This is a genomic window from Nitratidesulfovibrio oxamicus, assembly GCF_015731765.1.
GTDB classification, from domain to species: Bacteria; Desulfobacterota; Desulfovibrionia; order Desulfovibrionales; family Desulfovibrionaceae; genus Cupidesulfovibrio; species Cupidesulfovibrio oxamicus.
Window position 1 is genome coordinate 1 of record NZ_VRYY01000633.1, and the last position, 1,045, is coordinate 1,045.

Annotated in this window: 1 protein-coding gene; it reads right to left on the minus strand. The window is 65.1% G+C overall.

What is annotated here, in order from left to right; genetic code table 11:
* The coding region (locus FVW20_RS16510) for an NYN domain-containing protein (RefSeq protein ID WP_231039185.1) at positions 1-645 on the minus strand (645 nt) is incomplete at its 3' end.
* Positions 646-1,045 lie beyond the last annotated feature (400 nt).

The window sequence follows — 1,045 nt, forward strand, 5'->3', positions numbered from 1 at the left end:
ATCGGCCACGGTACGGCGCACCACCTCGGCCACGCGGGCCAGCCGTTCGCCGTTGCCGCGCGAGGGGTACGGGGCGGGTGCGGGCGCGGGTTCCGCCGGACGTTCGTCTTCCAGGGCCTGCTGCACGAACCAGTCTTCGCGGATGCGCCACGAGGCGGCGGCGGTGTACGCGGGCGAGGTGTAGCCCACGGAAAGCACCAGCGGACGGCGGGCATGCTCCTGCAACCGGATGAGCAGCGGCGTGAAGTCCGCGTCACCGGAAAGAATGATGAATTCGTCGAAGCGGGTGGAATGGTTCAGCGCGTCCATGCAGTCCATGACCAGATGGATGTCGGCGCTGGTCTTGCCCTGATTGGTCAGGGGCGGGCAGTCCACCACCTGAAAGGCGGCGCGGATGAAGAAAGGACGGAACTCGTGAAAACACTGCGGGTTCATGTAGCAGATGCGTTTCAGGATGCGGCGGCGCACGCCGTCGCCGTACAACATGCGCAGGGCATGCCCTTCTATCCACTTCACCCAGCGCTGGGGGTTGGTGGCGAAGGCACGGGCAATGTCTTCATCCTGTTCGCGCAGACGCGAATAGATGTTGTCGAAATCCACATACAGCGCGGCGTATACTTCATCGAAGCCGGAAAATCGGCCCATGGGCTTCTCCTGTAGGGCAAAACGTACGGTCAATTCGTTGGGAATCTTACACCCATGCGCAGGATGCAGCAACGGAAACATGGCAGGCGCGGAGTAGGCGCTTACCACGCCGGACAAGGCCAGACTGCACGGCCTGACATTTCTTCACAACCGCCAACAACCCGTGCCGCACGCAACGCACCGGAACACGGCCATGTCCTTTCCGATCAGGTCCGGCCAGGCTGCATTGCAGACACGCGACGCCCCCGGGCGCACGCGCGCGGGGGCGTCGGTGTTGGTCAGGGTGCGAACCTTGCCGGGCCTGTGCTGCCGGTCCTGTGCCACCGGTCAGGCAGTACCTGCCTGGGCACAGCCTGGACGGCACCGCCGGGCCGGGGCGGTCTGACGGCGATGCGGCCCG